Below are 25,436 nucleotides of genomic sequence, written 5' to 3' on the forward strand. Positions count from 1 at the left end.
GTCACGGGGTGCAGAGGACCACGCTCAGCGAGCTGAACTCACAGACCAGCAGCGAGACCTGGCTGCCCGTGGCGAGCTCACCGAAGGACTCCTCGGCCGGGGTCTCCATCGCCTGAAGGTCAAGAAGCGCCATGATGGTGTTTCCTTTCTGGGACGGTAACCGGAACCCGTTGCTCCGGCTGGATGTTGAGCGGTTGTGCTGTTACGACCCCTGAAGGAGCCGGTCCGTGGGGCCGCTCGCGCGGCCGGGGTGCGCCGCGTGCTGAGCGGCGGTGAGGAAAGGAAGTGTGGTGGGCGGGCCCAGCGCGCTGCCCAGGGCGAGCAGGCAGCCGGCGGTCCCGGTGGCCAGGTCCATCGACAGCCGCATCAACTGCTCGCCGGGGAAGGCCAGTTCACCTTCGTACGCGAGTGCGTGGCTGGACAGCAGGCGGGTATGGAGGCGGATGGCCCCGTCCCGGGTCTCCTCGTCGCACAGGGGTGTGGCCGCCAGGTGCAGGAGGAGTCCGGCCGAGCCGCGCAGCAGTCCGGGCTGGACGTAGAAGGCGGAGAGCGCGGCCGGGAGCAGGGCGCGGCCCGCGGCCTCCAGCCCGGGGTCGGGGCGGTGGGCCAGGTAGGCGTCGATGACGGCCGCGATTCCGGCGCTGCCCGCTCCGAGGTAGGGCATCAGCCGCTTGCCCTCGACGACGAGGAGTTCACCGTCGTCGCCCGCCCGGCACCGGTCCAGGTCGCGCCGCAGGGCGACGGCCGCCAGGTCGAGCAGGGCGGTGTCCCCGGTGGTCTCGTACCGGCGCACCAGCAGCAGGGCGATCCCGCTCGCGCCGTGGAGGAGTCCGGTCCGGGGCGACGGCGGGCCGTCCACGAGGGCCCGGACGGCGAGGGCGGTGCAGCGGCCCGCCGCGGCGGCCAGCGCCGGGCTCTCGGCGGCGGAGGCGGTGCGGGCCAGGTCGTCCAGGGCGAGGCCGATGCCGGCGTAACCGCTGTGCAGGTCCGCCGTCAGCCCCTCCAGGGGCTGGTCGAGGACGATCCGGGTGAGGTCGGCGGCCTCAGCGGTGCGGCCGATCCGGTTCAGGGCCCAGGCGATGCCGGTGAGCCCGTCGTAGAACCCGAGCGGAGAGCCGGAGGCCGGGTCCTTGGCCTGCCGCAGCAGCCACTCCTCGGCCGGCTCGCATCGCGGGGCGCCCGTCTCGTGCAGGGCGTAGAGCACTCCGGCGGCGCCGTACGCGAAGGACTGGCCGCCGGTGGCCGTGGCGAACTGGGCTATGTCGCCCGGGAAACATCGATCGTCGCGGTCGGGCGTACAGGAGGCGGCGATGGCTCGGGCCATCGAGTCGCGGGCGGCAGGCCAGTCGCCGGGCGCGGGCGGCGGTGAAGCAGGAGGAACGGGCGTGAGCGTCCCCGGGGCGGGCTCACCCGCACCCCGCTGGATCTCCTCCACGGCCGGGCGCAGGCTCTCCCCGGCGACCGGGAAGATGCGCGCGATGTCCCGGGCGAGACCGGCGGCCTTCGTGCGGTCGATGCCGAAGAGCGTGGTGAGCGGCAGGTACAGGGCGAGGCGCAGACAGGCCAGCGCGTACCGGTCGATGTCGGTGCCGCGCCGGTCGGGCGGGGCCACGAAGGCCGGGTTGGCGACGATCTGGCGGCGCCGGTCCCCGGCCTGGGAGGCGGCCTCGAAGTCGAGCAGGGCGATCCGGGAGGTCTCCTCGTCGACCATGACGTTGCTCATGTGCAGGTCGCTGATGACCACGCCCCGGGCGTGCACGGCCTCGACGGCGCGCTCGACCTTCCCGTACAACTCCTCGGCCCACGCCGCGTGTTCGGCGAGCAGCTCCGGGGACGGGTTCTGCCGGGCGAGCGGGAAGCGGCGGGCGAAGACGGTGTTGAGGGTGGCGCCCGGCAGGTACTGGAGGACCAGGAAGTGGTGGCCGCCGACCTCGAACGCGTCGTGCACGGCCGGTACGCAGTCCAGTCCGGCCAACTGCTTCAGCGCGGTCCGTTCCCGCTCCAGCCGGGCGACGGCGTCGGCCCCGTCGGCGGCGAGCCCGGCGTAGGGGCGGGCCTCCTTGAGGACGACCTGCTCGCCGGTGCGGGTGTCGCGGCCGAGGTAGACCCCGCCGCCGTTGGAGAAGTGGAGCGCCTTCTCGACGGTGTACGGCACATCGCCGAGGCCGACGGCGGCACGGGCTTCGAGGTGCGGTTGCAGGAAGTCCGGCGGGGTCACCCAGGCGGGTATCCGGAAGGCCGGGCCCCGGTCGTCGGGGACGAGGCGGCCCCGCGGGTCGGCGACGGCGGGCACGGGCCGCCCGTCGGGGCCCGTACAGAAGCGGGCGGCGAACGCCCCGTACCGTGTGTGCACCGGACCGTTCCCGCACCGCAGGTCGCTGAGGATGTACGGGCCGTGCTCGCCCTCCAGCAGCTTCATCAGCGCGGTGCACACCTCGGGGAACGTGTCCTCCGTGTGCGGGTAGACGGTGATGAACTTGCCGCTCCCCGCCCGGTCCGCGTACTTGGCGTTGCGCAGGTTCAGCAGGCCGGGGGACGGTACGCACTTGAAGGGCAGCCGGTGGGCCAGACAGTGCTCGGCGACCCTCTCCAGCACCGATGCGGCGTTGTCGGCGGCGGCCGATATGTGGATCTTCCAGCCCTGGGCCGGCAGCCGGAGCCCGTCGGGGCTGAAGGAGAGCCAGTCACCGCGCCGGGAGCGGGTCCACCCCTGGGGTGCGGCGCCACGGACCGGTGCGTAGAACGAACCGTCCTCGGCGCCGTCCTGGAGGGAACGGTGGGGTGCGTCGTAGAAGCGGCGGTCCGCCTGGCAGTACGCGGCGTACTCCGGATTCACGACATTCCCCTCGCTCGGTCTTTGCTGGCGAGAGAGAAATTGTCACAACGATGAGCATTGCCAATAGTCACCGATGTCACGACTCATACATGCGCGCGATCCATGCGGACCGCACCGCCTTTCGGTGACTTGCCTGCTGCGGGCAGGGGCGCGCGCGGGGCGCGTTCAGCCCGCCGCGCGCAACAGCCCGTCCCCGGCGGCCGTCCGGAAATAGAGCACGGACCGGCCGTCCCTGCGACGGCGTACCAGCCCCGCGTCGAGCAGGACCCGCAGGTGACGGCCGACCGATCCCAGCCCCTGCCCGGTCAGCGCGACCAGCTGGGTGGTGCTCAGCGGGGAGGCCAGGAGGACCAGGACCCCGGCCCGCGCCGGGCCGATCAGCGCTCCCAGCGCCTGCGGTACGGGGGCACGCCCGGTGTCGGCGAGCGCGCCCGAGCACGGGTACACCACGCCGTAGCGGTGCGGGATGTCCCAGCAGACCCAGCCCACGTCGGCGGTGACGGGGGTGAACACCAGCTGTGCGCCGCCCAGTTCGCGCGGCGGGTTGTCGTACGTGTTGATCTGGAGCCGGCTCTCCCCCAGCCACCGCATCCCCGGCCGCATCCCGTCGATCGCCTCCGCCCAGCCGCCCCGGCTCAACTGGGCGGCCCGGGCGATCACATCGGCCTCCAGGACCCGGCGCCGGGCGGGCCACTCCGGCCCCACCGTGTGCGTCCACACCCACTCCAGGACGTCGGCGCTCCGCCGCGCCAGGTCGTCCCGGTCCAGCGCCGCGGGCAGCGGTCCGCGCAGGCTCTCGGCGAGGTCGGCGCGGGCCCGGTCCGGCGGCGTCGCCCGGACCCGCTCCAGCTCCTGGACGAAGGTGGCGGCCGGCCGGCCGGCGGGCGGGGGGACGGGGGTGGGGGTGAGGAAGTCGGCGCTCCAGCGGGGTGCGAGGGCGGTGCGGATGATCCGGGCGGAGAGCGGGTCGTCGGACCGGAGCCGCCGGTAGGCGGGCAGCCACCGCTCCAGCCAGGCGCGCTCGCGCGGATGCGCGGAGACGGCCCGTTCCAGGGTGCTCAGGCTCGCCAGGGTCTCCGCCAGCGGGGAGACCACGAAACGGCTGTCCGCGAGTGTGTCCGCACTGATCTGCCACCAGCCCATGGCCGCCCCCGGATGCCGTACGTGGAAGTTTCGCCTCTCCGCGAAAGAGTAACGAGCCGGCGGAGCGTCCTCGCACACTCCGCTGATGCGCACCTACCGCGAACTCTTCCGCACCCCGGAGTTCCTCCCGTTCTTCACGACCGTCTCCGTGCAGGTGGCGGCGCAGACCGCGACCGGCCTCGCCCTCGGCACCCTCGTGTACGCGTCGACCGGCTCACCGCTGCTGTCGGCGCTGGCCATGTTCGGCCCGTCCCTGGCCCAGGTCGCCGGGGCCCTCACCCTGCTGTCGGCGGCGGACCGGCTGCCGCCGCGCGCCACGCTGACCGGCCTGGCCCTGCTGTTCGCGCTCGGCACCGGCGTACAGGCGGTCCCGGGGCTGCCTCTGTGGGCCGCCTTCGCGGTCCTGCTGGGGCTCGGGGTGGCGTCCTCGCTGGGCGGCGGTGTGCGGTACGGGTTGCTCAACGAGATCCTTCCGCAGCGGGGCTTCCTGCTCGGCCGCTCCGTGCTCAACATGTCGGTGGGCACCATGCAGATCGTCGGTTTCGCGGTGGGCGGGGTGCTGGTGACCGCTCTCTCGGCGCGCGGCACCCTGCTGGTCGGCGCGGCCCTGTACGTCGTCGCGGCCGCCCTCGCCCGCTTCGGCCTCACCGCCCGGCCGCCCCGCTCCACCGGCCGGGCCTCGGTCGGGGAGACCTGGCGGACCAACGCGCTGCTGTGGTCGTCCGCGCCCCGCCGCTCCGTCTACCTCGCCCTGTGGGTGCCCAACGGGCTGGTGGTGGGGTGCGAGTCCCTGTACATCGCCTACGCGCCCGGGCACGCCGGGCTCCTCTTCGCCTGCGGGGCCCTGGGGATGCTGACCGGGGACGCGCTGGTCGGCCGGTTCGTGCCGGGGCGGTGGCGCGCCCGGCTCGGCAGTCCGCTGCGGCTGCTGCTGGCCGCCCCGTACCTGGTGTTCGCCCTGAACCCCGGGCTGCCCGTGGCGGTGGTGGCGGTGGTCCTGGCGAGCGTCGGCTTCAGCGCGAGCCTGCTGCTCCAGGAACGGCTGATGGCCCTGACCCCGCAGGAGCTGAGCGGTCACGCCCTGGGGCTGAGCTCCTCGGGGATGCTCGCGATGCAGGGCGTGGGCGCGGCCGTCGCCGGCTCCGTCGCCCAGCTGACCTCACCCGCGACCGGGATGGCGGCGGTCGCGGCGCTCTCGCTGGCGGTGACGGTGGCCCTGGCGCCGGGGCTGCGGGTGGGACGTGGGCGGGAAGCGGCAGGCAGACTGCATGAGGAAGGATCACCCCGTTCGACGGAATCGAAGGAGACGACGACCTCGTGACCAGCCAGGACAGCCCGGCCACCCGCTCGCAGGACGCCCCCACGACGGGCCCGGGGAAGAGGGGGAGCAGTCAGCGGGAGGCCATGCTCGCGGGCGAGCTCTACCTCGCCGACGACCCGGAGATCGCGGCGGACGCCCTGCGCTCGGCGCTCCTGAACGAGACCTTCAACGCCACGTCGGCCGCTGACCCCGAGGCCCGCCGCACGGCACTGGCCGAGCTGCTGGGCGAGGTGGGCGAGGGCACCGAGATCCGCCCGCCGCTGCGGGTGGACTACGGGCACCGGATCACCGTGGGCCCGCGCACGTTCGTCAACTTCGGGGCGGTGTTCCTGGACGTCGCCCGCATCACGATCGGCGCCGACGTCCAGATGGGCCCGAACGTCCAGCTCCTCACCCCGACCCACCCCATCGACCCGGAGCCTCGCCGCGCCAAGTGGGAGGCCGCGCAGCCGATCACGATCGGGGACAACGTGTGGCTGGGCGGCGGGGTGATCGTCTGCCCGGGGGTGAGCATCGGGGAGAACACGGTGGTGGGCGCGGGGGCGGTGGTCACGAAGGACCTGCCGGCGAATGTGGTCGCGGTGGGGAATCCGGCCCGGGTGATCCGGAGGATCGGGGAGGCGGGGACGGAGACGGGGCCCGCGACCCCGTAACCGTAACCGCAGGCTCTTGGAGCGGGCCGGATCAGCGACCGGGGCCCGGCCTGCTCCCCCTCGGTCCACGCTCGGCCCCCATCGGTCCCGCGCGTTACGCCCGGACGCCACGCCTCACGCCGCCCGCCACGCATCCGTGGCGCACGAGACCTCGAAGTGCCACCACCCCTCGTCCCGGCCACGGGCGAGCAGCGCCTTGATGCCCCGGAGGTCCGCCCCGCCCGGCACGGTGAAGGCGACCAGCGGAAAGTCCGCGCTGAAGACCTCGCCGCCCAGCCCGAAGGGCGCGAACCGCTCGTGCACGGCGTGGGCGTCCCGCCCGAGGGGGCCGTCCGGCACGGAGAGCACCCGGACGGTGCAGTTCCCCGAATCGGCCACCCGCCCGGTGGACCAGTGCACGCCGTCCGCGTCCGTCGTGAACCGTACGGTCTCGCCCTCGGCGACGCCGTCCTGGAGGAAGGGCACGTTGTCGACCCGGGCGGTGTCGGCGCTCAGCCGGGTCGCCCACAACCCCTCGGTGTCGTACGGCAGCCAGTCCTCACGCGGCACGAAGCGGAACCAGACCTTGATCTGCCGGCCGACGTCACGGGGCGGGCGCTCGTCACGGGGCGGGCGCTGCGGACCGGCGGGCGAGCTCATGGCCCCATGGTCCCCCCTGCGCCGCACGCCCGCTCGTCCGGCCCCGGCAGCGGCACACCGCCACGCCTCCCGGTCGGGACATCAGCCTCTGAAGCCGGCCGGCGCCCGCAACTGGACACGAAATCGGTCAATCGCCGCACCGCTGAAGCCAGTTGTTGCGATCCGGCCCCTCCCACGAGACACATCACGCACAACTCTTGACGCGTACAGGCCCATCGGGGAAACATCACCGTAACGAGAGAGCGCTCTCTCGCTTCTCCCCACGGGCGCTCTCCCGCCCGTCCGTCGTGCACACGTACCACGACCCAGGAGACGTACCTTCATGCATGCTCCCCCCACCGCACCACGCTCCGCACCGCGCAGGCACCGCCGGTCCAAGGCCCTCGGATTCGCCGCGCTCGCCGTATCGCTGCTCATGGCCGTCCCCACCGCCCAGACAGCGTTCGGCGAAGAGTCCCAGCCGGTCCAGGCCGTCCCCGGCGGCGGTGACCTCGGACCGAACGTCCATGTCTTCGATCCCTCCACGCCCGACATCCAGGGCAAGGTCGACGAGATCTTCAAGAAGCAGGAGTCCGCGCAGTTCGGCCTCGACCGCTACGCGCTGATGTTCAAGCCGGGCACGTACGACAACATCAACGCGCAGATCGGGTTCTACACCTCGATCGCGGGCCTCGGGCTCAACCCGAACGACACCACGTTCAACGGTGACGTGACCGTCGACGCGGGCTGGTTCGACGGGAACGCCACGCAGAACTTCTGGCGTTCGGCGGAGAACCTGACGCTCAACCCGGTGAGCGGCACCAACCGCTGGGCGGTCTCCCAGGCCGCGCCCTTCCGCCGGATGCACGTCAAGGGCGGGCTCAACCTCGCGCCCGACGGATACGGCTGGGCCAGCGGCGGCTACATCGCGGACAGCAAGATCGACGGCCAGGTCGGCCCGTACTCCCAGCAGCAGTGGTACACCCGCGACAGCTCGGTGGGCGGCTGGGGCAACGGCGTCTGGAACATGACGTTCTCGGGCGTCGAGGGCGCACCGGCCAACAGCTTCCCGGAGCCGCCGTACACCACGCTCGACACGACCCCCGTCTCGCGCGAGAAGCCGTTCCTCTACCTCGACGGTGCCGACTACAAGGTCTTCGTCCCGGAGAAGCGCGAGAACGCCCGCGGCACGTCCTGGGCCAACGGCACACCGGCGGGCGAGTCGATCCCGCTGGACCAGTTCTACGTCGTGAAGGAGGGGGCGGACGCGGCCACCATCAACGCGGCCGTCGAGCAGGGTCTGCACCTCCTCTTCACGCCCGGCGTCTACCACATCGACGAGACGATCAACATCGACCGCCCCGACACGGTGGCCCTCGGCATCGGCCTCGCGACGATCATCCCGGACAACGGGGTGACCGCGATCAAGGTCGGTGACGTGGACGGCGTCAAGCTCGCCGGCCTCCTGGTCGACGCGGGTCCGGTGAACTCCGAGACGCTGATCGAGGTCGGCCCCGAGAACGCCTCGGCGGACCACTCGGCCAACCCCACCTCCCTGCAGGACGTGTTCGTCCGGATCGGTGGCGCGGGCCCCGGCAAGGCGACCACCAGCATCGTGGTGAACAGCGACGACACGATCATCGACCACACCTGGGTGTGGCGCGCCGACCACGGTGAGGGCTGGGGCTGGGAGACCAACCGGGCCGACTACGGCGTCCGCGTCAACGGCGACGACGTCCTGGCGACCGGGCTGTTCGTGGAGCACTTCAACAAGTACGACGTGGAGTGGTACGGCGAGCGCGGCCGGACGATCTTCTTCCAGAACGAGAAGGCGTACGACGCACCCAACCAGGCGGCGATCCAGAACGGCGACACCAAGGGCTACGCGGCCTACCGGGTCGACGATTCGGTCGAGCAGCACGAGGGCTGGGGCATGGGCAGCTACTGCTACTACAACGTCGACCCGACGATCATCCAGGAACACGGCTTCAAGGCACCGGTGAAGCCCGGCGTGAAGTTCCACAGCCTGATCGTGGTCTCCCTGGGCGGCAACGGCCAGTACGAGCACGTGATCAACGACGTGGGATCCCCCACCTCGGGCCCGGACACGATCCCGTCCCAGGTGGTCAACTTCCCGTAATACGGGACTTGTACGGGAGCGGGGTCCGGCTGCTGTTGAGCGCCGGGCCCCGCTCCGCTGTCGTGCGGGGGCCCTCAGGTCCTCCCGTACCGGATGGTGTGATCGGCGAACTCCAGCGCCATCTCGGTGGTGACGGTGGGACGGGTGCGGCTGATGGTGCGCAGGAAGTCCTCGGTGGTGGGGTACGCGCGGGTTCCGGTGTCCAGGGTGCGCTCGAAGACGGCCTGGGCGAAGGTGCTCTTGCCGGTGCCCGGCGGGCCGAACAGGACGACGGCCCGCGGCGGTTCGACACCGTGCTCGTCGGCGGCCTCGGGATTGGCCAGCGGCAGGACGAGCCGCCGCTCCACGAGCTGTTTCGCCTCCGCCATCCCGGCGAGCCGCTCCCAGAGCCCGGCCGGCGGCACGGTCGCGCCGAGCGAGGCGAGTACGGCGGACCCCTCGGCGGTCACGGACTGGACCTTCTCGTAGTAGGTCAGCCCGCGGTGCCCGCGGAACCCGGAGTTCACGAGCGCGGCGGCCCCCGTCTCGTCCTCCGGCAGCACCGCCGCGACCAGCACCGCCCCCGCCGCCCGCATCCGCTGCTCCAGCGCGGAGAGCAGCGCGGTGCCGAGCCCGAGATTGCGCCAGGCCGGATGCGGGGCCACCCGCAGCACCCAGGCCCGGTCCCCGTCCACCCGCCCCACGGCGGCCCCCACGAGATGCCCGTCGGCCACGGCGACGACGCCGTGATTCGCCCCCTGGAGCGCGGCGACCACTTCGGAGAGCCGGAAGACGGCGGGCTCCCCGCTGGTACGACTCTCCCCGTCGAGGCGCACGACGCCTTCAAGATCCTCGGACACGAGGTCCCGCACATGCCACACGGCCATGATCCGGCCCTGCCCAGCCTTCGACGTTCCCCGTCCTGACTTCCATCATCGGCCCGGCGGGGGCGGGGCGCCGCTCGGCGGGGCAGACCCACGGGACGAGTCAGGTCACCCCAGGACGAGGGTTTCGTCTCCGAAGTCGGCCACAAGTTTCAACTGTCCCCCCAGAGCGGCGACGTACGCGGCCAGCGTCTCGACCTCGGAGCGGTTGATCGCGCCCTTCTCTATGGCCGACACGCGCCCTTGAGTGACACCGAGAACCTTTGCCACTGCCGCTTGCGTCATCTGCTGGCGTTTGCGTACCTCGGCGAGCCGGTGCGCCCTCACCTCGGACAGCAGCAGGGCGGTGCGCCGCTCGACCTCAGCGGTCTCATCGGCGGAGAAGTCGAATTCACCCTTGAGATCGTCCCAGTCGACGGCGTCGGCCGCCTTTGGCCCAGCACCCATGGCTCCTCATTCCCTCTCGTCCCTGTACGCCTCGTAGGCGTCTTCCGCCGCCTTGATCGCCGTCCGGTACCACCCGGACCAACTGCCGGATTTGTCGCCGCCCACCAGGATTACCGCGTTGCGCGCAGGGTCGAACACGAACAGAATCCGCACCTCGCCGGAGCCCGATGAACCGGGCCGCAGTTCCTTGAGGTTCGAGAGAGTCGATCCCGTGATGCGATCGACGAGCGGCCGGCCGAGGGCAGGCCCTTCGACCTGGAGGAGATTGATGGCGGCTGTGACCTGGACGAGCGTGTCCCGGTCATGCTGACGCAGGTCATGTGACCAACTCCCCGCCGGCTCCACAGCGATGATCTTGAACTGTGTTCACTCTCCGGCCATCCAGAACATCATCCCTGCATGATATCACTCAGCTGTAGTATTTCCGAGCGGCCGGGGGAAGAGGCGTCGGAAACGGGCGCAGCCCCCGCCCGGGGGGTCCGGGTGGGGGCTGCGAGGCGGGCGGGCGGGCGGCTCAGCCCTCGCCGGTCAGGTCGATGGTGACCGTGCGTTCCGCCGGGGTCTTCCCGGCCAGGGCCGTCTTCATGGCCTGCGCCACGTCGTCCGGGCCGACCTGGTGTTCCTTGCCGTCGGCCTTGACCGCCATGACGCCGTCGAAGACGCCGTCCAGGAGGGTGTCGATCGCCTTCTTGTCGTAGACGTCGACCAGCCGGCCGTCGACGGCCTTCATGGACAGGATCTGCGGGAGCGACCGCGCCGGGCCGAACTGGATCTGCTTCGGGCCCGCCTTGATGGTGATCAGGTCGGACATCGCGGGCTCGGCGAACTCCTTCATCGCCCGGGTCAGTTCGGCCTGGGTGATGGTGGGCTCCCTGGTGGCGACGGGCAGTTCGACCACCCGAGCCTGTCCGGTCTGGACCTGGGCGCGGTAGGCGTCGCGGACGGAGATCAGCGACTGGCCGACGTCCAGGGTCTTGCCGGGCTTGCCCGGCACCGCGATCGCCTTGTTCGGCTCGAAGCGGATCGTGCCGTCCTGGGCCGAGCCGGCGACGCCCGCCAGGTCGGTCAGTGCGACGCCGAGCTTCTCCTCGTCGACCGGGATCACCGGGTCGGCGGTGCGCGCCCCGCCGAAGAGCGAGCCGATCACCGAGACCGGGTTGTAGTCGCTGCCCGCGGCACCGCGCACGGTCTCCTGGCTGTCCAGGGTGAGACCGGCCTTTTCCGGGTCCAGCTTCTGCTCCTTGCCGTCCACGGAGAGCGTCAGCGGCGCCTGGGAGCGCTCGCCGAGGGCGGCGTCCAGCTTGACGACCGCCTCCTCCTTCGTGCCTCCGCCGATGTCGACGCCGAGCACCGTGGTGCCCTTGGGGACCTCGGAGTGGTTCAGCAGGAGTCCGGCGCCGTAGGCGATGCCGAGCAGCACGATCGCGGCCACGCCGAGGAGGGCCAGCTTGGAGCGGCCCTTCTTCGCGGGAGCGGGGGCCGGAGCGGGCTTCGGTGCCGGGCGGGCGGCTTCGGTGCCGGGCGCGGGCACGCCCGTGGCGCCGGGGCCGCCCGGGAAGGGGCCACCGGGGCCACCGGGGCCGCCGGGGCCACCGGGGCCACCGGGGCCGCCAGGGCCGCCGGGGCCGCCGGGGCCGCTGAAGCCCCCGGGGCCGCCGGTCACGTCCGGCCTGCCCGGGAACGTCGAGCGGGGCTCGCTGGGCACCACGGGGATGCCGGAGGTCAGCGTGGAGCCCGAGACGTGGCCGGACTCGGGCCCCGGGGACTGCGGCGTCAGGATCGCGGTGTCGTCGGAGAGCCGGGGCGGTACGCCGCCGGTGCCCGGGACCATCGGGCCGGGGCCGCCGAGGCCCGGGACGCCGTCGAGGTTGGGGGTCAGCGACGAGGTGCCGGTGGCCGGGCCCGTGGTGGGGCCGGCCGGGCCGGGCGTGCGGACCCCGGGGTCGGGGGTGGAGCGCGGGCCCGCGCCGGGGGGCTCCGTGCTGTAGGCGTCCAGGGCGCTGCCGGAGCCGGGGGCGCCGGGCCCCGGAGCGGCGTCCGAGAAGTACGGCAGGTCGGGGCGGGGCCGGCCGGCGTCGTCGGGCGCACCGTGCGGGCCCGACGTGCCGGGGCCGGGGCCCGCGCCAGGAGCGCCCGCGCCGAGCGGACCCGGGCCACCGGAACCCGTACCAGGCGCACCACCGGAACCGGGCGCACCGCCCGTACCGGAACCCGGTGCGGGTGCCGCGTTCTTGCGCGGGGCGAACCAGTCGCTGCCGCTCTTCGCCCTGGACGGTTCGTCGGCCGGGGACGGGTCGGCGAACCCGCCGCCGTCCCGGGCCTGCGAGGGGGAAGAGGCCGGTCCGCCGGACGTGCCGGTTCCGCCCGGCGCGCCGCCTGCCAGGCCCGAGGGCGCGGGCGGTGGCGTGCCGGGGCGCGGCGTGCTGCCGGTGCGCTCCGCGTCGGGGCGCCCGGCGGCGATGTCGCTCTCGGCCATCGGCGTACGCATCACGACCGGCGGGATGGGACGCGACCCGGGGATGTTGATCCGGATACGCGTCGTCAGCGTCGTCTCGGTCTTCGGCTCTTCGGGCCGGGGCGGATCGACGGATTCCGGGGTCTCGTCCGAGCCGGCCGGCGACGGATACTGGCGGGATCCGTACGGCGGCGTACCCGATGGGTACGCGGCTCCACCGCGCCCCTGAGGCCCGGAGGACGAACTGTCAGTTTCACGACTCAAAGCAGGTTCTCCCGATTGGCTCCGCCGCCCGTACTTCCCCCATGCCGCAGGCCAGGGGACGGCTCGGCGCGCGCACCACCATACTGGCCGCCGCCGTCGGACACTCCGCGACCGGGGGAAACCTCCACCTCGGCATCACACCTGTGGGGGGCATTCCGGGCACGGACTTAGCACTTCAGATACCGGACCGGCCACTACGGGTGGCTGATTGCGGCACTTTGGAGGTGGTGGCGCACATCACAGCGACGGCTGTCCCGCCGAGCATGAAGAGCACCAGGCCGAGTTCGTCGCCGAAGACGTAGTCGCCTTCCGGCCGGCCGGACAACAGGACGAACACCGTGACGAACCAGCCGACCGCCGGGGCGAGCGCGCCGATCTGGGTCCCGGCCAGGATGCGGCCGCCGTAGAAGAGGCCCGCCGAGCCCGCCAGGGCGATGATCAACCCGCCCGGGAACCAGGCCGCTTGGACAAGTGTCCCGGCGAGCGCGACGAGGGCCCCGAGCACCGCGAGCCCGAAGTAGCCCGCGATCCGGGCCGGGTTCGGGCGGGCGGTGAAGCCGGTGCCTTCGGGCACCCTGGGCGGCGCGTTGGATCGTGGTGCGCTGCTGCGCGGTGCGTCGGAGCGCGGTGCGCGGGCGCGGTCGCGGCCCTTGCCGGGGTTCCCGCTCATGCGCCCTCCCCCCATGCGGAACCCGGGCGGGCTCCGGAAACGGAACCCGGCCCGGTGCCCGAAGCGGAACCGGAAGCCACACCCCGTACAGCCTCTTGGAGACCCTCAGCCTCCGGGAGACCCGCGAACAGGTCGTCCTCCCGCGCTCCCCCGCCGGCCCCCGCGACGCCGCGCACCAGCTGGTAGTACTCCGTCGTCAGCAGCGGCTGGCCCAAGTCGTTGGAGAGGGCGAAGAAGGGCCCGTCCAGCGCGATCTGGGTCGCATGGGCGCGCATCGCCGCCGCCTTCGCCCCGGCGTACGCCGATCCGTCGATCTCCGCGGTGATCTCGTCGCCGTCGACCACGCCGGGGACGTCGTCCACCGCCGCGATGCCCGGGAAGGCGTCGGGGGCCGTCGTGCGGAGGCGGTCGAAGGCGGCCTCGGCCACGGCCCGCTCCACCCGGTTCCAGTAGACCTTGGCGATGGCGTGCGGGGCGCCGGTGCCGTACGCCGGGTCGGCGGCCAGGTCGGCGGCGCGCATCGCGACCCGGTGGGCCTGGATGTGGTCGGGGTGGCCGTAGCCGCCGTCGGGGTCGTAGGTGACCAGGACCTGGGGGCGGACCTCCCGGATCACCTCCACGAGGGGGGCGGCGGCCTCGTCCACCGGGGCGGCCCAGAAGGCGCCGGGGCGCTCGTTCTGTTCGGTGCCCATCATCCCGGAGTCCCGGAACCGGCCCGCGCCGCCGAGGAAGCGGTGGTCGGTGACGCCGAGCTCCTTCATCGCCGCGGCGAGTTCGCCGGTGCGGTGCGGGCCGAGGACGTCGTCCCGGTCGGCGGCGAGCCGGGCGAGGGCGGGCGGGATGACCTCGCCCTCCTCGCCGAGCGTGCACGTCACCAGCGTGACGTGGGCGCCCTCGGCCGCATACCTGGCCATGGTGGCGCCGTTGTTGATCGACTCGTCGTCCGGGTGCGCGTGCACCAGCAGCAGACGGCGGGCGGGGAGGTCCTTCATGGGGACCACCCTACGAGCCCGGCGGCCCCCGGTGTCCCCCGCTCCCCGCCTACGGCGTCAACCGCGGGCGTACCCGGCCGGAAAGCGGGTACACGCGGTCGGAAGGCGATTGCACACGGTCAGAACTTGATGCTTCCGATCATCCCCGCCACGTTGGACGTCAGGTCCGAGATGGTCGGCGCGACCGACGAACTCGCGATGTAGAACCCCAGCAGCATGCAGACCACCGCGTGTCCGCCCTTCAGTCCGGATTTCCGGATCAGCAGGAAGACGATGATCGCCAGCAGCACCACCGCCGAAATCGAGAGCGCCACGGCGGTTCACCTCCATGAGTACGGTTCGGGACGGGGACACGGGGATACACAGAGCCGATGGGTTCTTACCCACCGAGCGCTACGGATCATAACTATCCGTGCCAACGCATTGATCGGGGCACAGCAGCACGAGGGGCGCACGGACCGCCGCGCGAGGCTAAGTTCGAGGCCATGACCTCACCGAAGCTGTCCTTTCCCCGCCAGCACGCACGGACCCAGCGGTTCACTCTCGGCGCACCGCGCGCCTTCACCGTCTCACCGGACGAGACGCGAGTGATCTTCCTGCGCTCCACTTCGGGCACCGACCGGACCAACCGCCTGTGGGTGCTCGACCCGGCCTCCGGACAGGAGCGTCTCGTCGCCGATCCCGAGGCGCTGCTGGGGGGTTCGGCGGAGCGGCTGTCGCCGCAGGAGCGGGCGCGGCGCGAGCGGACCCGGGAGGGGTCGGCCGGAATTGTGTCCTACGCGGTGGACACGGCGGCCGAGCTGGCCGTGTTCGCCCTGTCCGGAAAGGTGTACGTGGCCGAACTGCGGGCCGGTACGGCGCGGGCGCTGCCGGTGCCGGGCCCGGTGATCGACCCGCGGCCCTCCCCCGACGGGCGCCGCATCGCGTACGTCTCCAAGGGCGCGCTGCGGGTCGTGGGCGCCGAGGGCGACGGTGACCGGGCGCTGGCGGAGCCCGAGGACGCCCATGTCACCTACGGTCTGGCCGAGTTCGTAGCGGCCGAGGAGATGCAGCGCTTCCGGGGCTTCTGGTGGTCGCCCGATTCGGACCGGCTCCTGGTCGCGCGGGCCGACGACAGCCCCGTACAGCGGTGGTGGATCGCCGATCCCGCGCACCCGGACCGCAAGCCGGCCGAGGTCGCCTACCCGGCGGCGGGGACGCCCAACGCCGAGGTGCGGCTCTTCGTGATGGACCTGGAGGAGGCCCGTACGGAGGTGGTCTGGGACCGGGCGGCGTTCCCGTACCTGGCCCAGGTCCACTGGTCCTCCGCGGGTGCCCCGCTGCTGCTCGTGCAGGCCCGTGACCAGCGCAGTCAGCGGTATCTGGCGGTGGACCCGGCGTCCGGTGAGACCCGGATCGTCCATGTGGACGAGGACCCGGTGTGGCTGGATCTGTTCGGCGGGGTGCCCGCGTGGGCGCCGGACGGTCGGCTCGTGCGGATCGCGGACGAGGGCGGCGCGCGGGTGCTGGCCGTCGGTGACCGGCCGTTGACCGGGGCGCAGTTGCACATCCAGGCGGTGCTGGACATCGGGGAGTCGGACATTCTCGTCTCCGCCGTCGCGGGCGAGGAGGCGGCGGCTCCGGAGACCGGCGAGAGCCATGTGTACCGGGTCAACGAGCTGGGAATCGAGCGGATTTCCGAAGGGGTGGGTGTGCACTCCGCGGTCCGCTCGGGCGATCTGACCGTGCTGGTCTCGGCCACCCCGGACGAGCCGGGATCGGCCGCCTGGGTCGTCCGGGACGGCAAGCGGCTGGTCCGGATCGCGAACCACTCCCAGGAGCCGGTGGTCTCGGCACGGGTCACTCTCACCGAGGGGGGCGCACGGCGGATTCCGTGCGCCGTGCTGCTTCCGTCGGACTACCAGGAGTCGGACGGTCCGCTTCCGGTACTGATGGATCCGTACGGCGGGCCGCACGGCCGCCGGGTCGTCGCCGCCCACAACGCGTACCTCACCTCGCAGTGGTTCGCGGACCAGGGGTTCGCGGTGATCGTGGCGGACGGACGCGGCGCGCCGGGCCGCTCGCCCGCCTGGGAGAAGGCCGTACGGGACGATTTCGTCCTCACCCTGGATGACCAGATCGAAGCCCTGCACGCGCTCTCCGAGCGGTTCCCGCTGGATCTGGACCGGGTCGCCATCCGGGGCTGGTCGTACGGGGGTTACCTCTCCGGCCTCGCGGTGCTGCGCCGCCCGGACGTCTTCCACGCGGCGGTGGTGGGCGCCCCGGTGACGGACTGGCGGCTCTACGACACCCACTACACCGAGCGCTATCTCGGCGACCCGGCCGCGCAGCCCGAGGTGTACGCGTACAACGCCCTGATGACCGACGACGGGCTCTCCCACGCGGCCGAGCAGGCGCGGCCCATGATGATCGTCCACGGGCTCGCGGACGACAACGTGGTGGTCGCGCACGCGCTGCGGCTCTCCTCGGCGCTGCTGGCGGCCGGGCGGCCGCACGAGGTGCTGCCGCTGAGCGGGGTGACGCACATGACGCCTCAGGAGCAGGTCGCGGAGAACCTGCTGCTGCTCCAGGTGGACTTCCTCAAGCGGTCGCTGGGGCTGTCCGGCGCCTGAACAGGCAACCGGCCGGAGCGACAAGACGACGCTCCGGCCGGTCCACGGCACCCGCACGGCCGTACGCTGTTCAGCATGGAACGTTCGTATATCGGTGTGGCGACGGTGAAGTTGCCTGCTTGTTAACGAATCCGATGCCGATTTACGGTGTTACCTCACGGTGTTTCACCGTCCGGCTCCCCCGGCTCCCCCACGTCCTCCACCGGCCGGCCACGCGTCGTCGTACCCGGCGCCTCCACGTCCGGCCCCGGCGTACGCCCCGGGGTCTCCAGCTCCCCCTCCAGCGGCACCACACGCTTCTCCTCCGCGAAGTGGCACGCCGAGTCGTGCCGGGCCGGGGTGTCGACCAGACGGAACTCCGCCGGGACGGCCAGCAGCGGCACCTCCAGCTCGCAGCGCTCCTGCGCCTTCCAGCAGCGGGTGCGGAACCGGCAGCCCGAGGGGATGTTCGCGGGCGAGGGCACATCGCCGTGGAGGATGATCCGCTCCCGGTGCTCGCGGGCCATCGGGTCGGGCACGGGGACGGCGGAGAGCAGCGCCTGTGTGTACGGGTGGGTGGGGTGGTCGTAGATCTCCGCGTCGGAACCGATCTCCACGATCCGGCCGAGGTACATCACGCCGACCCGGTCGGAGATGTGCCGGACGATGGAGAGGTCGTGCGCGATGAAGACGAAGCTGAGGCTGAACTCCGCCTGGAGCCGGTCCAGCAGGTTGACGACCTGGGCCTGTACGGAGACGTCGAGCGCGGAGACCGGTTCGTCGGCGACGATGATCTCCGGGTTGAGGGCGAGGCCGCGGGCGATGCCGATGCGCTGGCGCTGACCGCCGGAGAACTGGTGCGGATAGCGGTTGATGTACTCCGGGTTGAGCCCGACGACGTCCAGCAGGTCCTGCACCCGCTGCCGGCGGCTGCCCTTGGGGGCGACCTCGGGGTGGATCTCGTACGGCTCCCCGATGATGTCGCCGACCGTCATCCGCGGGTTGAGCGAGGTGTACGGGTCCTGGAACACCATCTGGATGTTGCGCCGCACCGCCTTCAGCGCCCGGCCGGAGAGCTTGGAGATGTCCTCGCCCTTGTAGCGGATGGCGCCGGCGGTGGGCCGCTCCAGGTGGACGAGCATCCGCGCGACGGTCGACTTGCCGCAGCCGGACTCCCCCACGATGCCGAGCGTCTCGCCCGCGTGGAGGTCGAAGTCGACGCCGTCGACCGCCCGGACCGCGCCGATCTGCCGCTTGAAGAGGATGCCCTGGGTCAGCGGGTAGTGCTTGGCGAGGTCGCGGACCTCCAGGATCGGCTCGCCCTCGGCGTACGGCCTGCCGCCTTCCCGCGCCTTGGACAGCAGGGTGGAACCCGCAGCGCCCCCTTCGGTCCCCTCGCGGTCAGCGTGCATCGAGCGTCTCCTTCCAGAAGTGGCAGGCGCTCCGGCGCTGCTCGTCCACCTCGTAGAGCGGCGGCACATCGGTGCGGCACACGTCCTGCGCCATCGGGCAGCGGGGGTTGAACGCGCAGCCGGGCGGGATGTGCAGCAGGTTGGGCGGCAGGCCCTTGATCGCGTAGAGCTCCTGCCCCTTCTGGTCCAGGCGCGGGATCGACTGGAGGAGGCCCCTGGTGTACGGGTGGGCGGGCGCCTTGTAGATCTCGTGGACGGGGGCGGTCTCCACGATCCGGCCCGCGTACATCACCGCGATCTTGTCGGCCACGTCCGCGACGACGCCGAGGTCGTGGGTGATCAGGATGAGCCCCATGTTCAGCTCGCGCTGGAGTTCGGCGAGCAGGTCCATGACCTGGGCCTGGACGGTGACGTCGAGGGCGGTGGTGGGCTCGTCGGCGATGATCAGGGACGGTTCCAGGGCCATCGCCATGGCGATCATGATGCGCTGGCGCATACCGCCGGAGAACTGGTGGGGGTAGTTGCCGACCCGCTCCTTGGCGGCGGGGATGCGGACCCGGTCCATCAGCTCGACCGACCTGGCCCGTGCGTCCTTGCGGGACATGCCGCGGTGGACGACGAACATCTCGCCGAGCTGCTGGCCGACGGTGAGGACCGGGTTCAGGGACGACAGCGCGTCCTGGAAGATCATGGCCATCTCCTGGCCGCGGATCTTCCTCCGCTCCTCCGGCTTGAGCTTCAGCAGGTCCTGGCCCTTGAAGAGGATCTCGCCGCCGGTGATCTTCCCGGGCGGCATGTCGAGGATGCCCATGACCGCCTGCGCGGTGACGGACTTGCCGGAGCCGGACTCGCCGAGGACGGCGAGCGTCTCGCCCTCGGCCACCGAGTAGTTGACCCCGTTGACGGCCTTGGCCACCCCCTCGCGGGTGTGGAACTCCACGTGCAGATCGCGCACTTCGAGCAACATGGCAACCGGCTCCTCAGCGCAGCTTGGGGTCGAGGGCGTCGCGTACCGCGTCGCCGAGCATGATGAAGGCGAGCACGGTGACCGCCAGTGCTCCGGCGGGCCAGAGCAGCATGTGCGGGGCGTTGCGGATGTAGTTGGAGGCCGCGGAGATGTCGATGCCCCACGAGACGGCCGGGTCCTTCAGGCCGACCCCGAGGTAGGAGAGGGTCGCCTCCAGCGAGATGTACGTGCCGAGCGCGATGGTCGCCACGACGATGACGGGGGCGATGGCGTTCGGGGTGATGTGACGCAGCAGCATCCGGGAGTTGGAGGCGCCGAGCGCGCGGGCCGCCTGGACGTAGTCGTTCTGCTTGGCGGTGATCACCGAACCACGGGCGATACGGGCGATCTGCGGCCAGCCGAGCAGGATGATGAAACCGACGACGGGCCAGACGGTGGAGCTGGTGACGACGGAGAGGAAGACCAGGCCGCCGAGGATGACGGGGATGCCGAAGAAGACGTCGGTGACGCGGGAGAGGATCGAGTCCCACCAGCCGCCGAAGAAGCCCGCGAGGCCTCCGAGGACACTGCCGAGCAGGGCGACGCCGAGGGTGGCGCAGACGCCGACGGTCACCGAGGTGCGGGTGCCGTAGACGACCCGGGTGTAGACGTCGCGGCCCTGCGGGTCGAAGCCGAAGGGGTGGCCGGGCTCGGAGCCCTTCTGGGCGTCGTCCAGGTTGGCCTGGAGCGGGTCGCCGCTCGCGATGAGCGAGGGCCAGATCGAGATGACCACCAGGAAGAGGATGACCAGCGCGGAGATGATGAAGACCGGGTTGCGCCGCAGGTCGCGCCAGGCGTCAGACCAGAGGCTGCGCGGCTTGCCGGCCGGTCCGGTGCCCTCGGGGCCGCCCGGGGTCTTCTCCAGGCTGGCGCCCTCCTCCATGGCGAGGTCCGTCGCGCCGCCGGCGCCCGCCTGGGAGATCGCTTCGTCCGGGGTCTGCGGCTCAGGCATAGCGGATCCTCGGGTCGAGTACGGCGTACAGGAGGTCGACGATCAGGTTGGCCGCCAGGAAGACGAGGACCAGGATGGTGACGAATCCGACGACGGTCTGGGAGTTCTGGCGCAGGATGCCCTGATAGAGCTGGTAGCCGACCCCGTGGATGTTGAAGATCCGCTCGGTGACGATGGCTCCGCCCATCAGGGCGCCCACGTCGGTGCCGATGAAGGTGACGACGGGGATCAGCGAGTTGCGCAGCAGGTGCCGGACGACGACCCGGCGCCGGGGCAGGCCCTTGGCGACGGCGGTGCGTACGTAGTCGGCGCGGGCGTTCTCCGCGATCGAGGCCCGGGTGAGCCGGGTGACGTAGGCGAGCGAGACCGAGGCGAGGACGAGGCCGGGGACGAGCAGTTCGTCGATGGTGGGGTCCGGGGAGACCGAGGGCTTGATGATGCCCCACTTGACGCCGAGCAGGAGCTGCAGCAGCAGACCGGTGACGAAGGTCGGGATGGCGATGACGACCAGGGTCAGGATGAGGACCGTGGTGTCGACGGGGCGGCCGCGCCGCAGGCCGGTGACCACACCGAGGCTGATGCCGATGACGACCTCGAAGACGATCGCGACGACGGTCAGCCGGATCGTGATGGGGAAGGCGGTGGCCATCAGCTCGGTGACCTTCTGCCCGTTGAACGCGGTGCCGAAGTCGCCGGTGAAGAGGTTCCCCATGTAGGTGAGGTATTGCTGCCAGACCGGCTTGTCGAGGCCGAACTCGGAGCGCAGCTGGGCGGCGGTGGCCGGATCGCACTGGCGGTCGCCGCAGAGGCCCGCGATGGGGTCGCCCATCACGTTCACCATGAGGAAGATCAACAGCGTGGTGCCGAAGAAGACGGGGATCATCTGCAGCAGCCGCCGGATCACATAACGTCCCATGAGGGGCTCCGGGGGTCGGGGCGAACGGGCGGACGGGCGGACGGGCTGGGGCCGGAGCGCGTGTCGGGCGCCCCGGCCCCCGGCCTCAGCGGGTCACGTGGCCGTGGTCTCCGTGCAGGGGGGTCGCATGGCCGTGGTCTCCGTACGGACGGGTCAGTTGACCGTGATCTCCGTGTAGACCGGCACGCTGAACGGGTTCAGAGCGACGTTGTCGACCCGCTCCGAGTAGCCGGCGCTGCCGTTCTGGTACCAGAGCGGGATGGACGGCATCTGCTCGACGAGGACCTTCTCCGCGTCCTGGAACGTGGTGATGGCCTTCGCCTTGTCGGTCTCGGCGTTCGCCTTGTCGACCAGGTCGTCGAAGTCCTGGTTGGTCCACTTGCCGTCGTTGGACGGGGCGTTGGTGTAGTACAGCGGCTGCAGGAAGTTCTGGATCAGCGGGTAGTCCATCTGCCAGCCCGCGCGCCAGGGGCCCGTCATCTTCTGGGTGGAGACCTGGTTGCGGAAGTCGGCGAAGGTGCCGACCGCGCCGCCGACGCAGGCCTGGTTGTTACCCATGACGTTGTTGATGCTGTTGCAGACGGCGTCGACCCACTCCTTGTGGGAGCCGGTGTCCGCGTTGTACGAGATCTTCAGCTGGCCGCCGGGGATGCCGCCGCCCTCGTCGATCAGCTTCTTGGCCTCGGCCTTGTTGTACGTGCACTCCTTGCCGCAGAGCCCTTCCTTGAAGCCGCCGTCCTCGCCGAGGACCGGGGAGGTCCAGTCGGATGCGGGGGTGCGGGTCTTCTGGAAGATCTGGTCGGTGATCTGCGCCCGGTTGATCGCCATGGAGAGGCCCTGGCGGACCTTGCGGGCGTTGTCGGTGTCCCATTCGTCGTCGTAGAACGGGAAGGAGAGGGTCTGGATGATGCCGGCGGGGGTGTTGATGTACCGGTCCCCGAGGTCCTGCTCGACGTTCCTGAGCTGGGAGGCGGGCACGTCGTCGACGAGGTCGAGGTTGCCCGAGGTCAGGGAGGTGTAGGCGGTGTTGTTGTCGGTGAAGACCTTGAGGTCGACCCCGCCGTTCTTCGCCTTGTCGTCGCCCGGGTAGTCGTCCCACTTGCGCAGGTTCATCGAGGAGCCCTTGGCGTACGACTCGATGGTGTACGGGCCGTTGCCGATGGGCTTGGAGAGCCAGGCGTCGTGGTCGTCGTAGAACGCCTTGGGCAGCGGTACGAAGGCGGAGTAGCCGAGGGTGTCGGGCCAGAGCGAGAACTTCTGGCTGAGCTTGGCGGTGAAGGTCAGGTTGTCGACGACCTTGAGGCCCGAGAGGGTTTCGGCGGAGGCCGAGCCGGACTCGGGGTGGACCTTGTCGTACCCCTCGATGTACTGGAAGAAGTAGGCGTTCTTCTGGTTGTTCTTCAGCGCCGCGCCGTAGTTCCAGGCGTCCACGAAGGACTTGGCGGTGACCTTCTCGCCGTTGGAGAAGGTCCAGCCGTCCTTCAGCTTGATCGTGAAGTTCTGGGCGTCGCTGGAGTCGATGGACTCGGCAAGCATGTTCTGCGCCTCGCCGGTCTTCGGGTCGTACCGGATGAGTCCCCGGAAGACCATGTCGAGGACCTTGCCGCCCTGCACCTCGTTGGTGTTCGCGGGCTCCAGCGGGTTCTGCGGGTCGCCCCAGGAGGAGCTGACGATCCCGTCGGCGCCGCTGCCGCCGCTGTCGTCGCCTCCGCCGCCGCAGGCCGTCGCTGCCAGGGCGACGGCCACCGCACATGCGGCCCACTTGGCCCGTGTGGCTCCGCGCATGAAGTGCCTCCTAGAGTCATCGAGTAGCTCAATGCCTCATATCACCCCATACCGCCACGCATCGCATGCTGGCTTACCCCGTACGTGCACGGGGGCGACCGGACGCGACGATGCCCGGCCCCCTTGCCGGGGGACCGGGCATCTGACGTACTGCTACGTACTGCTACCGGAAGCGGTCACGCCGCGTGAACGACGTTCTTCTCCTCGGCGAAGTGGCACGCCGACTCGTGCGCGGCCGGGGTACCCGACGCCACGAAGCGCTCGGGGATCGCCAGCAGCGGCATCTCCGTGGAGCAGCGCTCCTCCGCCTTCCAGCACCGGGTGCGGAAGCGGCAGCCCGAGGGCGGGTTCGCCGGTGACGGAACGTCACCGGTGAGGATGATCCGCTCACGGCCCTCACGCGCCGACGGGTCCGGCACCGGCACCGCGGAGAGCAGCGCCTGGGTGTACGGGTGCGTCGGGTGGTCGTAGATCTGCGCGTCCGTACCGATCTCGGCCATCTTGCCGAGGTACATCACGCCGACCCGGTCCGAGATGTGCCGGACGATGGAGAGGTCGTGCGCGATGAAGAGGTAGGAGAGGTTGAACTCGTCCTGGAGCTTCTCCATCAGGTTGATGACCTGCGCCTGCACCGACACGTCGAGCGCGGAGACCGGCTCGTCGCAGATGATGATCTCCGGGTTGAGCGCGAGGCCGCGGGCGATGCCGATGCGCTGGCGCTGACCGCCGGAGAACTGGTGCGGGTACCGGTTGATGTACTCCGGGTTCAGGCCCACGACGTCCAGCAGGTCCTGCACCTTCTGGCGACGGCTGCCCTTCGGAGCCACCTCGGGGTGGATCTCGAACGGCTCCCCGATGATGTCGCCGACCGTCATCCGCGGGTTCAGCGAGGTGTAGGGGTCCTGGAACACCATCTGGATGTTGCGCCGCACCGCCTTCAGCGCCCGGCCGGACAGCTTGGTGATGTCCTGGCCCTTGTAGAAGACCTCGCCGGCGGTCGCCTTCTCCAGCATCATGAGCAGCTTGGCGACGGTGGACTTGCCACAGCCGGACTCGCCCACGATGCCGAGCGTCTCGCCCTGGAAGAGATCGAAGGAGATCCCGTCCACGGCCTTGACCGCGCCGACCTGCTTCTTGAACAGGATGCCCTGGGTCAGCGGGAAGTGCTTGACCAGGTTGCGCACCTGGAGGATCGGCTCGCCCCGCTCGACCGGCGCCTCGATGGCGGCGACGGCCTCCTCGACGGTGGCGGCGTCGACCGTCTCCACCTCGGTGACGTTAGGGGTGGCGTCCACGGACTCCCTGTCGAGCTCAGCCATGGATCGTCTCCTTCCAGAAGTGGCACGCGCTTCCGCGGCCCGGCAGGTCGGTGCCGTCGCGCTCGGTGACCGGGTGCAGCAGCGGGATGTCCGTAGCGCAGATGTCCTGCGCCTTGGGGCAGCGCGGGTTGAACGCGCAGCCCGCCGGGATACGCGTCAGGTTGGGCGGCAGGCCCTTGATCGCGTAGAGCTCCTGGCCCTTCTGGTCCAGACGCGGGATCGAGTCGAGCAGACCGCGGGTGTAGGGGTGCGACGGGCGGCTGTAGAGCTCGTGCACCGGCGCGGTCTCCACGATCCGGCCCGCGTACATCACCGCGATCTTGTCCGCGACGTCGGCGACCACGCCGAGGTCGTGGGTGATCAGGATGAGGCCCATGTTGAACTCGCGCTGGAGCTCCGCGAGCAGGTCCATGACCTGGGCCTGCACGGTCACGTCGAGCGCGGTGGTCGGCTCGTCCGCGATGATCAGGTCGGGCTCCAGGGCGAGCGCCATCGCGATCATGATGCGCTGGCGCATACCGCCGGAGAACTGGTGCGGGTAGTCGTTGACCCGCTCCCTCGCCGCCGGGATGCGCACCCGGTCCATCAGCTCGATGGCCTTGAGCTTGGCGTCCTTCTTGGACATGCCCAGGTGCGCACGGAACATCTCGCCGAGCTGGTAGCCGACGGTCAGGACCGGGTTCAGCGAGGACAGGGCGTCCTGGAAGATCATCGCGACCTTGCGGCCCCGGATCTTGCGGCGCTCGTTCTCGGGCATGGTGAGCATGTCCTGGCCGCGGAAGAGGATCTCTCCCTGCGGGATACGGCCCGGAGGCATGTCCAGGATGCCCATGATCGCCTGGGCGGTCACGGACTTGCCGGAGCCCGACTCGCCGAGCACGGCCAGCGTCTCGCCGGCGTCGACGGTGTAGTTGACACCGTTGACCGCCTTGGCCACACCCTCGCGGGTGTGGAACTCGACGTGCAGGTCGCGGACTTCGAGCAGCGGGCCCTGGTAGTCCTCGTCGCTGCGGGGAGCGGGGACGTTCGCGGTTTTTTCCATGGTGGTCACGT

The 25,436-nt window shown here is 71.1% G+C and carries 22 protein-coding genes; 4 read left to right on the forward strand and 18 right to left on the reverse strand.

Translation table 11 applies throughout. From position 1 onward, the window contains the following. Position 1: 1 nt before the first annotated feature. The 3 genes from ACK8N7_RS11505 to ACK8N7_RS11515 all read right to left on the reverse strand — a co-directional run bounded on the left by ACK8N7_RS11505 (position 2) and on the right by ACK8N7_RS11515 (position 3,979). Positions 2–133 carry a SapB/AmfS family lanthipeptide gene (locus ACK8N7_RS11505; protein WP_031123116.1) on the reverse strand — a complete coding sequence of 44 codons (132 nt, stop codon included), beginning with the start codon at positions 131–133 and terminating at the stop codon, positions 2–4. Between the two features lie 69 nt (positions 134–202). Continuing rightward, a complete protein-coding gene (gene lanKC, locus ACK8N7_RS11510; protein ID WP_500442128.1) occupies positions 203–2,836 on the reverse strand; it encodes a class III lanthionine synthetase LanKC in 2,634 nt (877 codons plus the stop codon). Positions 2,837–3,001: 165 nt separating this feature from the next. Further along, a complete protein-coding gene (locus ACK8N7_RS11515; protein WP_500442130.1) occupies positions 3,002–3,979 on the reverse strand; it encodes an ArsR/SmtB family transcription factor in 978 nt (325 codons plus the stop codon). 85 nt (positions 3,980–4,064) lie between these two features. Here ACK8N7_RS11515 and ACK8N7_RS11520 point away from each other — a divergent pair, with 85 nt between their 5' ends. After that, positions 4,065–5,300, forward strand: a complete 1,236-nt coding sequence (locus tag ACK8N7_RS11520) for an MFS transporter (protein WP_500442132.1) — start codon at positions 4,065–4,067, stop codon at positions 5,298–5,300. 83 nt (positions 5,301–5,383) lie between these two features. Then, positions 5,384–5,953, forward strand: a complete 570-nt coding sequence (locus tag ACK8N7_RS11525) for a sugar O-acetyltransferase (RefSeq protein ID WP_403210066.1) — start codon at positions 5,384–5,386, stop codon at positions 5,951–5,953. Positions 5,954–6,067: 114 nt separating this feature from the next. On the opposite strand, the gene ACK8N7_RS11530 is transcribed toward ACK8N7_RS11525, so the two are convergent. Further along, complete coding sequence (locus ACK8N7_RS11530) at positions 6,068–6,592, reverse strand: DUF4265 domain-containing protein (protein ID WP_403209432.1); 525 nt, start codon at positions 6,590–6,592, stop codon at positions 6,068–6,070. 322 nt (positions 6,593–6,914) lie between these two features. On the opposite strand from ACK8N7_RS11530, the gene ACK8N7_RS11535 reads away from it, so the two are divergent. Further along, positions 6,915–8,711 carry a pectate lyase-like domain-containing protein gene (locus tag ACK8N7_RS11535; RefSeq protein ID WP_500442134.1) on the forward strand — a complete coding sequence of 599 codons (1,797 nt, stop codon included), beginning with the start codon at positions 6,915–6,917 and terminating at the stop codon, positions 8,709–8,711. Between the two features lie 74 nt (positions 8,712–8,785). Here ACK8N7_RS11535 and ACK8N7_RS11540 read toward each other — a convergent pair whose 3' ends face one another. The 7 genes from ACK8N7_RS11540 to ACK8N7_RS11570 all read right to left on the reverse strand — a co-directional run bounded on the left by ACK8N7_RS11540 (position 8,786) and on the right by ACK8N7_RS11570 (position 14,716). Next, complete coding sequence (locus ACK8N7_RS11540) at positions 8,786–9,577, reverse strand: GNAT family N-acetyltransferase (protein WP_500442136.1); 792 nt, start codon at positions 9,575–9,577, stop codon at positions 8,786–8,788. A gap of 105 nt (positions 9,578–9,682) precedes the next feature. Further along, positions 9,683–10,021: an XRE family transcriptional regulator gene (locus ACK8N7_RS11545; RefSeq protein ID WP_500442138.1), complete on the reverse strand. Its 339-nt coding sequence runs from the start codon at positions 10,019–10,021 to the stop codon at positions 9,683–9,685. A gap of 6 nt (positions 10,022–10,027) precedes the next feature. Then, a complete protein-coding gene (locus ACK8N7_RS11550) occupies positions 10,028–10,366 on the reverse strand; it encodes a type II toxin-antitoxin system RelE/ParE family toxin (protein ID WP_500442140.1) in 339 nt (112 codons plus the stop codon). 169 nt (positions 10,367–10,535) lie between these two features. After that, positions 10,536–12,740, reverse strand: a complete 2,205-nt coding sequence (locus ACK8N7_RS11555) for a hypothetical protein (protein ID WP_500442141.1) — start codon at positions 12,738–12,740, stop codon at positions 10,536–10,538. A gap of 175 nt (positions 12,741–12,915) precedes the next feature. After that, positions 12,916–13,410, reverse strand: coding sequence for a DUF6113 family protein (locus tag ACK8N7_RS11560; RefSeq protein WP_500442143.1), 495 nt, complete (start codon positions 13,408–13,410; stop codon positions 12,916–12,918). After that, positions 13,407–14,402: an N-acetyl-1-D-myo-inositol-2-amino-2-deoxy-alpha-D-glucopyranoside deacetylase gene (gene mshB, locus ACK8N7_RS11565; protein WP_500442145.1), complete on the reverse strand. Its 996-nt coding sequence runs from the start codon at positions 14,400–14,402 to the stop codon at positions 13,407–13,409. The genes ACK8N7_RS11560 and mshB overlap by 4 nt, the downstream gene beginning before the upstream one ends. 119 nt (positions 14,403–14,521) lie before the next feature. Continuing rightward, a complete protein-coding gene (locus ACK8N7_RS11570) occupies positions 14,522–14,716 on the reverse strand; it encodes a hypothetical protein (RefSeq protein WP_015611142.1) in 195 nt (64 codons plus the stop codon). A 171-nt stretch (positions 14,717–14,887) separates the two neighbouring features. On the opposite strand from ACK8N7_RS11570, the gene ACK8N7_RS11575 reads away from it, so the two are divergent. After that, positions 14,888–17,014: a S9 family peptidase gene (locus ACK8N7_RS11575; protein WP_500442147.1), complete on the forward strand. Its 2,127-nt coding sequence runs from the start codon at positions 14,888–14,890 to the stop codon at positions 17,012–17,014. Positions 17,015–17,169: 155 nt separating this feature from the next. Here ACK8N7_RS11575 and ACK8N7_RS11580 read toward each other — a convergent pair whose 3' ends face one another. From ACK8N7_RS11580 to ACK8N7_RS11610, 7 genes are all read right to left on the reverse strand, one after another. Continuing rightward, positions 17,170–18,405, reverse strand: a complete 1,236-nt coding sequence (locus ACK8N7_RS11580) for an ABC transporter ATP-binding protein (RefSeq protein WP_500442149.1) — start codon at positions 18,403–18,405, stop codon at positions 17,170–17,172. Then, the gene (locus ACK8N7_RS11585) at positions 18,395–19,372 is read right to left on the reverse strand and encodes an ABC transporter ATP-binding protein (protein ID WP_403209412.1); all 978 of its coding nucleotides are present in this window, start codon (positions 19,370–19,372) and stop codon (positions 18,395–18,397) included. The genes ACK8N7_RS11580 and ACK8N7_RS11585 overlap by 11 nt, the downstream gene beginning before the upstream one ends. Before the next feature lie 13 nt (positions 19,373–19,385). Beyond that, positions 19,386–20,363: an ABC transporter permease gene (locus tag ACK8N7_RS11590; RefSeq protein ID WP_403209410.1), complete on the reverse strand. Its 978-nt coding sequence runs from the start codon at positions 20,361–20,363 to the stop codon at positions 19,386–19,388. Then, a complete protein-coding gene (locus tag ACK8N7_RS11595) occupies positions 20,356–21,279 on the reverse strand; it encodes an ABC transporter permease (protein WP_015611137.1) in 924 nt (307 codons plus the stop codon). The genes ACK8N7_RS11590 and ACK8N7_RS11595 overlap by 8 nt, the downstream gene beginning before the upstream one ends. A gap of 153 nt (positions 21,280–21,432) precedes the next feature. Then, the gene (locus ACK8N7_RS11600; protein ID WP_403209408.1) at positions 21,433–23,064 is read right to left on the reverse strand and encodes a peptide ABC transporter substrate-binding protein; all 1,632 of its coding nucleotides are present in this window, start codon (positions 23,062–23,064) and stop codon (positions 21,433–21,435) included. A 176-nt stretch (positions 23,065–23,240) separates the two neighbouring features. Continuing rightward, positions 23,241–24,383, reverse strand: coding sequence for an ABC transporter ATP-binding protein (locus ACK8N7_RS11605; protein WP_500442152.1), 1,143 nt, complete (start codon positions 24,381–24,383; stop codon positions 23,241–23,243). Continuing rightward, positions 24,376–25,434: an ABC transporter ATP-binding protein gene (locus ACK8N7_RS11610; protein WP_403209406.1), complete on the reverse strand. Its 1,059-nt coding sequence runs from the start codon at positions 25,432–25,434 to the stop codon at positions 24,376–24,378. Before ACK8N7_RS11610 ends, ACK8N7_RS11605 begins: the two co-directional genes overlap by 8 nt. Positions 25,435–25,436: the final 2 nt, after the last annotated feature.

The sequence above is a fragment of the Streptomyces griseobrunneus genome (assembly GCF_046713465.1).
GTDB lineage: Bacteria > Actinomycetota > Actinomycetes > Streptomycetales > Streptomycetaceae > Streptomyces > Streptomyces microflavus.

What these genes read in the sequence shown, in the direction of transcription:
- ACK8N7_RS11575 (WP_500442147.1), top strand. Translation starts at nt 14,888, where the DNA reads ATGACCTCACCGAAGCTGTCCTTTCCCCGCCAGCACGCACGGACCCAG.
- ACK8N7_RS11505 (WP_031123116.1), bottom strand. Translation starts at nt 133, where the DNA reads ATGGCGCTTCTTGACCTTCAGGCGATGGAGACCCCGGCCGAGGAGTCC.
- ACK8N7_RS11525 (WP_403210066.1), top strand. Translation starts at nt 5,384, where the DNA reads ATGCTCGCGGGCGAGCTCTACCTCGCCGACGACCCGGAGATCGCGGCG.
- ACK8N7_RS11540 (WP_500442136.1), bottom strand. Translation starts at nt 9,577, where the DNA reads ATGGCCGTGTGGCATGTGCGGGACCTCGTGTCCGAGGATCTTGAAGGC.
- ACK8N7_RS11515 (WP_500442130.1), bottom strand. Translation starts at nt 3,979, where the DNA reads ATGGGCTGGTGGCAGATCAGTGCGGACACACTCGCGGACAGCCGTTTC.
- ACK8N7_RS11580 (WP_500442149.1), bottom strand. Translation starts at nt 18,405, where the DNA reads ATGCACGCTGACCGCGAGGGGACCGAAGGGGGCGCTGCGGGTTCCACC.
- ACK8N7_RS11545 (WP_500442138.1), bottom strand. Translation starts at nt 10,021, where the DNA reads ATGGGTGCTGGGCCAAAGGCGGCCGACGCCGTCGACTGGGACGATCTC.
- ACK8N7_RS11520 (WP_500442132.1), top strand. Translation starts at nt 4,065, where the DNA reads ATGCGCACCTACCGCGAACTCTTCCGCACCCCGGAGTTCCTCCCGTTC.
- ACK8N7_RS11590 (WP_403209410.1), bottom strand. Translation starts at nt 20,363, where the DNA reads ATGCCTGAGCCGCAGACCCCGGACGAAGCGATCTCCCAGGCGGGCGCC.
- ACK8N7_RS11600 (WP_403209408.1), bottom strand. Translation starts at nt 23,064, where the DNA reads ATGCGCGGAGCCACACGGGCCAAGTGGGCCGCATGTGCGGTGGCCGTC.
- ACK8N7_RS11530 (WP_403209432.1), bottom strand. Translation starts at nt 6,592, where the DNA reads ATGAGCTCGCCCGCCGGTCCGCAGCGCCCGCCCCGTGACGAGCGCCCG.
- mshB (WP_500442145.1), bottom strand. Translation starts at nt 14,402, where the DNA reads ATGAAGGACCTCCCCGCCCGCCGTCTGCTGCTGGTGCACGCGCACCCG.
- ACK8N7_RS11585 (WP_403209412.1), bottom strand. Translation starts at nt 19,372, where the DNA reads ATGTTGCTCGAAGTGCGCGATCTGCACGTGGAGTTCCACACCCGCGAG.
- ACK8N7_RS11535 (WP_500442134.1), top strand. Translation starts at nt 6,915, where the DNA reads ATGCATGCTCCCCCCACCGCACCACGCTCCGCACCGCGCAGGCACCGC.
- ACK8N7_RS11560 (WP_500442143.1), bottom strand. Translation starts at nt 13,410, where the DNA reads ATGAGCGGGAACCCCGGCAAGGGCCGCGACCGCGCCCGCGCACCGCGC.
- ACK8N7_RS11605 (WP_500442152.1), bottom strand. Translation starts at nt 24,383, where the DNA reads ATGGCTGAGCTCGACAGGGAGTCCGTGGACGCCACCCCTAACGTCACC.
- ACK8N7_RS11595 (WP_015611137.1), bottom strand. Translation starts at nt 21,279, where the DNA reads ATGGGACGTTATGTGATCCGGCGGCTGCTGCAGATGATCCCCGTCTTC.